Origin of the sequence: uncultured Microscilla sp. (assembly GCF_947493425.1) — a bacterium.
GTDB lineage: Bacteria > Bacteroidota > Bacteroidia > Cytophagales > Microscillaceae > Microscilla.
In genome coordinates, this window is the sequence record NZ_CANLRP010000231.1 from 1 (window position 1) to 11013 (window position 11013).

At 40.9% G+C, this 11013-nt stretch carries 4 protein-coding genes; all 4 read left to right on the forward strand.

The genetic code is table 11. From position 1 onward, the window contains the following. Positions 1-254: 254 nt before the first annotated feature. Positions 255-1589, forward strand: a complete 1335-nt coding sequence (locus Q0954_RS30685; protein WP_299464670.1) for a hypothetical protein — start codon at positions 255-257, stop codon at positions 1587-1589. 161 nt (positions 1590-1750) lie between these two features. Further along, positions 1751-4987, forward strand: coding sequence for a SpoIIE family protein phosphatase (locus tag Q0954_RS30690; RefSeq protein ID WP_299464673.1), 3237 nt, complete (start codon positions 1751-1753; stop codon positions 4985-4987). A 624-nt stretch (positions 4988-5611) separates the two neighbouring features. Then, positions 5612-8869 carry a SpoIIE family protein phosphatase gene (locus Q0954_RS30695; RefSeq protein ID WP_299464675.1) on the forward strand — a complete coding sequence of 1086 codons (3258 nt, stop codon included), beginning with the start codon at positions 5612-5614 and terminating at the stop codon, positions 8867-8869. A gap of 261 nt (positions 8870-9130) precedes the next feature. After that, positions 9131-10963 carry a hypothetical protein gene (locus tag Q0954_RS30700; RefSeq protein WP_299464678.1) on the forward strand — a complete coding sequence of 611 codons (1833 nt, stop codon included), beginning with the start codon at positions 9131-9133 and terminating at the stop codon, positions 10961-10963. Positions 10964-11013 lie beyond the last annotated feature (50 nt).

Genomic DNA, 11013 nt, shown 5'->3' on the forward strand with positions numbered 1-11013 from the left:
TGCCGCGTTTTTTGACCTCGCCTGACCAAAAAATATTTCCTTAAACTATAGAACTTTATTTTTACACCATTCCTTAGTATGTACCAAGACAAAATTAAATATACCTAATATGCAAGTATAACTATCATATTATGAAAGAGTTATCTTTACTTGTAGCTTATAGGTAATTGCACCGATATTCATCGGTATCTAAGGACTTGCTGCTACTTACTTAAAAGCTTTATACAAACTTTACATAACCCCTCAATACCTATATGTACTTATTCGAATTTGGTGCCTGGCACGATTTACCTTTTGACTCCAAAAAAATCACCCGACTCAAGGCGTATTTAGATACCATCTGGCAAAATCGCCACTTGTTTTACAATACCTCTTTGCCCAGTACAGGACAACAACAACGTATGTTTGATTTTGACGGACACCACATCAGGGCACGCAATTATGTGGGTTTTTTAAGGTTTGAAGGTCACGATATGTATGTATTGCCCAAGGTTTTTAACTGCCCAATCCCTCCCCCACCTAAAGTAGGTTTTGCCCATGTGTTGTATTATTTAAGCTACAGTCAACGAGTACGTTTTCCTTTTTCGCTGGCACGTACCCACACCAGCCCGTCATTGTTTTTACCCGAAATATGCATCTTTTTGTTTGCTTCTTATGCCGAACAATTGCTGATCGAACAACCATTGCATTTGTATCAGGAACGCACCGAAGAGTTAGATTTTTTGAAAGGACAACTTGACATTGACCAATACCTCAAGGAAAATATAGCCACTGGCAACTGGCAAAAACTACACAGCCGCCACACACCTTTGCTTTACAATAACCAATTTAACCAGTTGGTAAAGTACACTGCGCGCCAGTTGCTTCTTATGACCCAATATGCACCTTCGCTGGAACGCCTACAGCGCATGATTACACTCTTGCAAAATGTAAGCGATGTGCCCATGACTTATGAAGATTGTCTGAAAATACGCCTGCCTGAACAACAAATAGCCCTACAAACAGTGGTAGATATGTGTGCTATGTTTTTGGGCAACGAAATGATCAATTATGAGGCGGGGCAAAAGTACAACTTTGCATTTTTGTTGCCAATGGAGTTGGTGTATGAAGACTTCATTGCCCAATTTGTACAAACTCACTTTGCCCAATGGCAACCCCAGCTACAACCAAAAAAATACCTTGGTCAAAACCCAACAGGTAAGCCTGTATTTAGTGTCCAACCGGATATGTTGCTGGGGAGCTCTCAGATAATTGCCGATACTAAGTATAAAATAAGAAAAGTACCTATTCGACATCATCAAACTGCTATAGAAGAAAGTGATATTTATCAAATGATTGCGTACGCTCTGGGGTATTGTTGCACTCAAATGGTACTGTTGTACCCAGCAAGCTACGGACAACCCAACACCGTTAGCTCCTCTGAGTCTTTCAACATACAAAGCGATTTATTGACCACACCCTTGCACATAAGGGCAGAGAGTATTGATATTACTACTACTGCCCAAACAAAGTTTGCCGAAATACTTGAGCAAAAGTTAAAGAACCAATTACAAAGCATCTTTGGGTCTCATGAGAAAACCGTTTTTTGAATGTATTGACTGGTCAATTCTGCATAATATACCAATGTTTAAGCCCCGTTCACACCTTTTATGCCTTTGTTGTAATTGTTGCTTTGTGAATTTTTATTATATTTAAGGTACCTCTAGGTAAAACCTCCGTAGATTATAGCGAATATGTTTTTTTAGAACCCATGAATAATGCGCTTCACTGTGTCCTTTTAATTTTACTCATCGTTGATACTGCACAAGGGCAAGCTACCCGAACCAAAGTAGGCAAGCCTTTGATAGAGGTGTACAATACCAAAACCTATGGAGGTGACCGCCAGGTATGGGCAATAGCCCAGGATAAACGAGGAGTCATGTACTTCGGGCACAACAAAGGTTTGATTGAATATGATGGCGAAACCTGGCGAAAAATAGCCACTCCTCATAATAAAAGGGTACGTTCGCTTGCCGTAGATAACCAAGGCACAGTCTATGTGGCTTCGGTAGGAGATTTTGGCTACCTCAAACCCAACTCAAGAGGTTTTTTACAATATCATTCATTGCTGTCTGAGCTCCCCAAAAACAGTCGTAACTTTGGCGATGTATGGCGAATAAGTATTGTAAAAGACAAGGTCAACTTTATTACTTTTCCTCATTTATATTGTTTCCAAAACAAAAAATTGCTGCGCATATACCACTCGCCCAAACCATACCGCTTTCATTATAGCTTTAGTATTGCTGGTATGCTTTACCAACCTCGCCAAGCCAACGGTATAACCACCTATGACGCTGACTCGCTTAAAACCATTGCCGGGGCTGCTAACATAGGAGAGTCACGTGTATTTGCTATGTTACCCTATCCGGGGCAAAAAATATTACTTTGCGAAGCCACTACTAAATTTTGGTTGTACGATACAAACACACAGCAGGCAAAACGTTTTCGTTCTGACTTAGACAACACTTGGGAAAAACAAGCCATTTACTGCGGAGTGAATCTACCCAATGGTTTATTTGCATTTGGCTCCAGATTGCGAGGGGTGATCATTATGAACAGACAAGGTAAAGTAATAGACTTGATTGATAAAACTAAAGGTTTGCCCGACAATACCGTGTGGAGTCTCTATTATGAACCAAACACTCAAAATCTATGGGTGGGTACCGACCAAGGCATTGCCCGAGTAGACGTAAGCTCACCTCTGGAACAGTTTGATGATGTACATGGGCTTGAGGGCTCTATAGATGATATATTTCGTTTTAAGAATGCTTTGTACGTATCGAGCAGCGTGGGAGTATTTCGCCTCAAAAACGGTCGTTTTCAACGCATAAAAGGCATTAAGCGACAAACCTGGGGACTTTGGGCATACCAAGACCCCAACACGAAAGAGAAACATTTAATGGTAAGCAACAACCTGGGTATATACACACTAAAAGATACTACTGCCCACTTGATTTTACCCGAAAAAAGCGTGTTTCGGATGCATACCGACCACACCAACCCACGCCGAATGTATGTAGGTTTTATAGATGGCTTGGGGTCAATTGTCTATAAAAATCGCCAATGGCAGACCGAAGTAAAACGTTACGAAGGGCTCACTGCTCCGGTTCGGCAAGTGTTGCAGGACAAACAAAATCGGGTATGGCTAACCACCCGCTACAAGGGAGTAGGTTTGTTGGAGGGCAAAAAAATCACTGTGTTTGACTCCTCCGCCGGGCTGCCACACGGCAGAATAAACATCGTGTCTCAAGGCAACCAACTCTATTACCTTACCCTCAAAGGGGTGTATGTTTTTGATGAAGCTAAAAGGCGTTTTCGTAAATCATCCACTTTAAGTAAACCACTGGGTAGTACACCTCTCAGTTTTTTATCGTTTGACTCTACCCAAGCTTATTGTATTGCCAGACAGCTTCCTAAACAACAATATGTACCTTATGTCAAACGAGGACAGCACTACATGGCAAATACATCAGTGTTTAAGCCCATTTATGACAAAATGCTCGACCGGGTAGAGGTAGAAACTGGTGGAATATTTTGGTTGTCGTCTGACGAAGGTTTTTTCAGGTATGATGCCAACGCTCCCTTTCTATTGCAAAAAAGGTTTACAACTCTTATTCGCAAGGTGCAAGCCCACCCCGACTCGTTGTTATATGCAGGCTACAAAATCAAACTCACTCCTACCTTATCATATAGCCATAACTCACTTACTTTTGCCTACGCTGCTTTATATTTTGGCTTTGTCCACAAAAACCAATACAGCTACCAATTGGTAGGCTATGACAAAGAGTGGTCGGAATGGAGTAATGACACCAAAAAAGATTATACCAACCTCAATGAAGGTAAATATACCTTTCGGGTAAAATCTCGTAATATTTATGGCATCGAGAGCAACATTGCCACCTATAGTTTTACTATACTCCCCCCCTGGTATCGCACCTGGTGGGCATTTGCAGTATATGTATTACTATTGCTCGTGATCATAGCAGGCAGTATTCGCTGGTACACGGCTCGTTTGCAACGACAAAAAGTAGTGCTAGAGAAAAAGGTACAAAGGCGTACAAGGGAGATTTTAAAGCAAAAAGAAGAAATTCAGGCACAAAACGAAGAGTTGTGGCAACAAAGTGAAGAAATTGCCAGTCAACGAGATGCTATAGAAGAAGCCCGCGATGCCTTGAACCTAAAAAACCTACACATGAAACAGAGCATCAAATCAGCCGAAACCATTCAGTCGGCCATATTACCTCTGATAGAAGACCTGCAACAGGCTCTGCACGACCACTTTGTTATTTTTATGCCTCGCGATATTGTATCGGGTGACTTTTACTATTTAGAAACCGTAGGCAACAAAACCATTGTGGCTGCCATTGACTGTACCGGGCACGGGGTACCAGGGGCATTTATGAGTCTGATTGGGTATACCTTGCTCAATGATATTGTAAATGTACAGCAAAAAACCAATCCTGGCAACATATTGGAGACCCTCAGAGTAGAACTAAAAGTGGCATTAAAGCAAGAAAAAACGGGCAGGCATAATGGCATGGATGTGGCTATGGTGACCTTGGAACGCCTCCCTGAAGCGCAAGTCAAAGTACTTTTTGCCGGAGCACGACGCCCTCTCTGGTATATCGAACCCAACCATCCAGAGGTACAACAAATAAGTGGAAGTAAAATATCGGTCGGGTTTAACTATGAACACAAGCGTACCATTGCTACTCATGAGCTATTACTAAGTACAGGAACAATTCTTTACCTGGGGTCGGACGGCTTTGCAGACCAAAATAATGAATGTAGGCAAAAGTTTGGTTCAGTACAACTCATCAACCTGCTCTCGAACACAAGTCATTTGCCGCTTTCTAAACAAAAACATTGCCTTGAAAAAGTATTGAAACGATTTATGGCAGGTACCGAACAACGTGACGATATTTTGCTGATGGGCATAAAATTATAACCAATCGGGTTTTGCCTGATACTTGTCCAGTAAAATTTATTATATTTAATGCTTCATATTACACAATACTCCGCAGTGATTTTAGTCAAAGTTGTTTGCTGTTTATCAGTTATTTATGAATTTAAAAACTATTTAATTGGGTGTTTAGGCATAAAACCGAAACACTTTTAAAAATAAAGTGAGTATACAATCTCAATATAAAATACTGGTTTACAGTATTTAACAAGGTAAACATTTACTCGAATCAGCTATGGACTATCGACTAAATACTATGGACTATTGATTACATAAATGTTTGATCAAACAAAGTAATTCGCTGCTACAGCGCTTGACCTGAGGTCTTGTGGTTACGAATTTTTCAATTACTTACTGCCAACTCACAAACCTAATATACCTTATCCACTAGCTGTCTTTAATTTATTAGCCTACTCAATGACTCTATTTAAAATGAGAACAATAAAGTGATCTAAAGGAAAGTAGTACCTGTTTTTTGAAGAAAGACAAAGATCAGAGACGAAGTTCAGTAGATGAGCTACACAATGTTTGAATTCTATTTTGTGGTTAGGCAAGTTTTGTAGATTTAACTATAGGGATTTTTTTGAGGGAGTGTTTTATGCTGAAACTATGAGAAAAGCATTGATTTATATATGGTGGTTACTACTAATCACAGGTTTTGCCCAGGGGCAAATCATTCCTCAAAAGCAAGGAAAAGTTTTGCTGGAAAACTACACGCCTAAAATGTATAAAGGTGATAGACAAGTATGGGCAGTGACGCAAGACCAACAAGGTATAATGTACTTTGGGCACGACAAAGGATTGGTACAATACGACGGAGTAACCTGGCGCCATGAACTGATGCCTAAAAATACAAGGGTGAGGTCAATGGGACTGGCTAAAGATGGCACACTATATATTGGTTCATCGGGTAATTTTGGCTACTTAGACCCCAACCCACAAGGGTTTATGAAGTTTGTATCTCTGCTGCCTACTGTTCCCAAAAAACAACGTAACTTCAGCGATGTCTGGAAAACAATCATTGCTGGTGACAAAGTATACTTTGTCACTTTAACCCAAATATTTTGCTATCAAAATAAAAAGCTCTATAAGATATACCAAACTACCCAAAAGCATTTTTTTCACCTGAGCTTTGGAGTATACGATCAACTCTGGCAACCCCTTAATAACCAGGGCATTGCCCAACTAAAAGCAGACTCACTGCATACAATCAAAGGTACCTACAAAGCCGAAAGAGGCAGAATATACGCTATGATACCTTACCCTGGCAACAAGATACTGATTATAGATGCTTTATCTGAGTTTTGGTTGTATGACCTTCACTCTAGGCAACTAGTTCCTTTTGCCCCTCATTTAAGCAAAGTACTTGGTCGCGATGAAGTATATAGTGGCACTGCTTTGCCCAATGGACAATTTGCCTTGGGCACCCGCACCAAGGGAATAGTTATTATTGACCTGCAAGGACAAATAATCAATGCTATTGACAAGTCGCAAGGACTGGTAGACAACACCGTCTGGGATGTATATTACCAGCCTGGTACCCAAAACCTGTGGGTAGGCACCGACAAAGGAATTACCAGGATAACCATAGGCTTGCCTTGGGAGCTATACGATACAAATCATGGGCTAGAAGGATCAGTAGAAGATGTGCACAATTTTAAAGGAAAAACATACGTAACTACTAGTGTAGGAGCTTTTTTATTTAACAAAGGTAAGTTTAAACGGCTGAAAGGTTTGAGTAGTCAAACCTGGAGTTTCCGCTCCTATAATATACCCAACTCTACAGAACAACGCTTACTGGTAGCCAATAACCGAGGGGTATATGCTTTACAGGATTCTGTATTTAAACAAGCCATACCAGAGCAAAGCTCTTACAGTTTTTGTGTAGATAAAAACAACCCCAAACGATTGTATGTAGGTTTTTTAAATGGTCTGGGCACTTGGTTGTATCAGAATGGGCGCTGGGAAACAGAAAAACGTCGTTTCGAAGGGATAGTCGATCCTCCCTGGCAAATAATCCAAAATGCCCAGGGTAAAACCTGGCTTGCTACCCGTTATAAAGGGGTGGGTTTGTTAGAAAACAATCGGGTAACTTTATTTGATTCTTTGGCGGGGCTTCCACCCAAAAGAGTAAGCATGCTCATGTACCAAAACAAGTTGTACTACTGTGCCCAGGATGGCATATACATTTTTGATGAGGCAAGTCGTCGTTTTAAACCAGACCTTACCTTTGACAAACTATTGAAAACCCCCCACATTACTTTTGTAGCCCATGATACTACCCAAACTTATTGGCTCACCAAAAATGCCCGCACCAAACGCTGGATTCCTTATTATAAAACAGCCAAAGGTTATAGCCCTGACAGCCTGATACTGAAGCCAATATATAGCAAAAAAATCAACACAATTGACATTGACCCCAATGGGGTGTATTGGATTTCTACTAACGAAGGGCTGGTAAAATACAATGCGCGTGAAACACTCCATATTCAACAACAATTTAAAGTGCTGCTGCGCAAGGTGCAAATCGGACAAGACTCGGTGCTTTTTGCGGGAAATAAACTCACTAAACCACCTATACTCCCCCATACCAACAACTCGCTCACCTTTGACTATGCTGCTTTGTATTTTAACTCTGCTGATAAAAATGAATATAGCTATCAATTGGTGGGTTATGACAAACATTGGGCAAAATGGACCAATAAAACCCAAAAAGAGTATACCAACCTAAACGAAGGTACTTACACATTTAAGGTAAAAGCCCGCAATCTATACGGCATCACAAGTAACATAGCTACTTATGAGTTTACGATACTCCCCCCCTGGCACCGTACCTGGTGGGCTTATACGTTGTTTGCAGTATTGTTTGCCTTGAGCTTATTTGGTGGAGTAAAACTATATACCAACCGCTTGCGCAAGCAAAAGGTGATACTGGAGCACAAAGTGACTGTACGTACTCAGGAAGTGGTGAAACAAAAAGAAGAGATTTACGAACAAAACAAGGAGCTTTTACAGCAAAGCGAAGAACTACAGCAACAAAGTGAAGAAATTATGGCACAACGCGACGCCATAGAAGAATCTCATAAAATGCTCAATGAACGTAATTACCAGATTACCCAAAGTATTAAATCAGCAGAGACCATTCAGGCGGCTATCTTGCCATTTGCCGATCGGCTACAGGCTTTGATTGGGGAGCATTTTGTGATTTTTCGTCCGCGAGATGTAGTATCGGGTGATTTTTATTATATAGAACAGGTGGGCAATATTACTATAGCGGCGGCCATTGACTGTACTGGGCACGGCGTACCAGGAGCCTTTATGAGTTTGATTGGCTATGCATTGCTCAATGACATTATTTATGCCCAACAAAAAACCAACCCCGCCCAAATATTGGAAACCCTGCGTCAAGAACTACGCAACGCGCTCAAACAAGAACAAACTGGCAAACAACACGGCATGGATGTAGCGATGGTTACTATAGAACCCCAAAACAACACCAGTATACAAGTACATTTTGCCGGAGCCAAACGCCCACTTTGGTATACCACTCCTGAAGACGATAAAATACAGGTAATAAAAGGCAGCAATGTATCTATAGGGATTGACTACGTGGAAGGCAGAGTAATTACCAGCCAGCAACTATTGTTAGAAAAAGGTTCGGTGCTGTACCTAAGTTCTGACGGCTTTGCCGACCAAAACAATCAAAACCGCAAAAAATTTGGTACAAGGTCGCTTAAAACACTGTTAGCCCAAAACAAATCACTTGCCTTACCTCAGCAACAATCGTTGCTTGAACAAGCCCTGGATGAGTTTATGCAAGGCACCGAACAAAGAGACGATATCTTACTGATAGGCATAAAGCTATAATACATAAGCAAAACCGTTAATAAATACGCATAAACATTAAACATCAAAATAATATTTCACGTTGCATCATTATTGCTAATCATTTACAGTTAAGTATTTGGTGATAGTTTGGTTTTCGCCAACTATAGAGCGTTTCTTTCCTCAACTGCTAGATTATTACTTCCTTTCCTATACGCCTTATTAATAAGCTTTAGTTATCCCACAATATAATTGACTGGGTATGTTGTCCCATGCCTGTTCCAATGATTTGACAGACGAACTATGATTAAAAAACAACATTTCATACTGCTATGGTGGTTATGCATAGCCCACTTAACCTCAGCTCAGGTAAACACCCAACAGCAAGGCAAACCAATTATACAAAACTACAGCGCTAAAGAGTACAACAGTCACCAACAGATTTGGTCTATGGTGCAAGACAAGCGAGGCTTTATGTATTTTGGAACCGATGAAGGTTTGGTTGAGTATGATGGGGTAAGCTGGCGACAAATTGCTACCCCCAACAATAAAAGGGTGAGGTCGCTTGCGGCAGATAAAAATGGGGTGGTATACCTTGGGTTGTCTGGCGACTTTGGCTACCTGGCTCCTAACAAAAGAGGGTACTTGGCCTATCAATCTTTACTACCTGATTTGCCCAAAGACAAACGCCGTTTTAGTGATATATGGACCACAGTGGCTACTCAAGGTTGGGTACATTTTATTACTATGACCAAAGTGTACTCTTACCGGAATAACAAATTTGTTAAAAGACATGAGTTTCCTGAAAAAACCACACTTTTTCCAGGGTTTAACATCGACGATACCTGGTACCAACCACACACGAATGTGGGCATTGATGTGTTAAAAGGGGAAGTTCTAAACACTATCAAAGGATCTGAAAAAGTAGGGAAAGGGCAAGTATTTTCTATGTTGCCTTACCCAGGGCAGAAGGTGTTGATTCAAGAGGCAAACACGGGCTTTTGGTTATATGACAAGCGCTCTGCTACATTTACCAAGTTTGACTCAGAGATCAACCACAAAAAGTATCTTATTTACTGTAGCACCGCACTGCCCAATGGTTGGTTTGCGTTTGGCACCCGAACCCATGGAGTGCTATTGATGGATAAAGAGGGGAAATTGCTAAGTGTAATTAATCGAAACAGAGGTTTGTGTAACAATACCATCTGGAGCATTTACCACCAAAAGGGTACCCAAAACCTATGGGTGGGCACTGACAATGGCATTGCCAAGGTGATGTATGATGTTCCAATGTTACAGTTTGACGCATCTACTGGATTAGAAGGGGCCGTTATTGCTTCGTGTCGGTTTCAGCAAAAACTGTATGTATCTACTACAGTGGGGGTATTTCGGTTAGACCCAGAGGGTTTTACCAGAATCAAGGGAATCAAAGGACAAACCATTAATTTTACTATTCATCAGCACCCCGACACCGGACAACGACAATTGTTGGTAGGGAGTTCACAAGGCTTGTTTGCCATCAAAGGCAATATAGCTCAGCTATTATTTGAAGAACAAGTAGTTATTAAGTTTTTGCCTGACCGACAACAACCTACCAAGGCTTATTTAGCTCTATTGAACGGGATAGGCACCAGGGTATACAAGCAGGGTAAATGGCAAGTAGAACAAGCATTAATGGAGGGGTTGAAGGATCCCCCATTACAGATGATACAGGATAAAAAACAGCAGCTTTGGTTTGTTACCCATTACAAAGGAGCAGGGTTGGTAAAGGGTAATAAGGTAACCCTATTTGACTCAACGGCTGGTCTGCCCACTCAAAAGCTAAATATGGTCTCTTATAATGGTAAACTGTACTACACCACCCCAAAAGGCATTTACTCGTTTGATGCCAACAAACGTTGTTTTGTCCGTGATTATAACATCAACCAACATTTGGGTTACCACAAAAAACAAGCAATTGCGTTTGTTGAAAACGATTCTACCCAAACCTATTGGCTGGCACAAGACACTCAATCAAAAACAAACTTGATTTGCAAGAAAAAAGGCAGTGTCTTTATACGAGATACGCTTACGCTAAAAGCATTGTACGAAAAAAAGGTGACAGGGGTAAATAGACTTCTTGCGAAAGTGTTTTAAGCAGCATTTGCATTTACGAAAGTAGCAATCAGTGTCGCTCTTAGACCAAA

What these genes read in the sequence shown, in the direction of transcription:
- Q0954_RS30685 (WP_299464670.1), top strand. Translation starts at nt 255, where the DNA reads ATGTACTTATTCGAATTTGGTGCCTGGCACGATTTACCTTTTGACTCC.
- Q0954_RS30700 (WP_299464678.1), top strand. Translation starts at nt 9,131, where the DNA reads ATGATTAAAAAACAACATTTCATACTGCTATGGTGGTTATGCATAGCC.
- Q0954_RS30695 (WP_299464675.1), top strand. Translation starts at nt 5,612, where the DNA reads ATGAGAAAAGCATTGATTTATATATGGTGGTTACTACTAATCACAGGT.
- Q0954_RS30690 (WP_299464673.1), top strand. Translation starts at nt 1,751, where the DNA reads ATGAATAATGCGCTTCACTGTGTCCTTTTAATTTTACTCATCGTTGAT.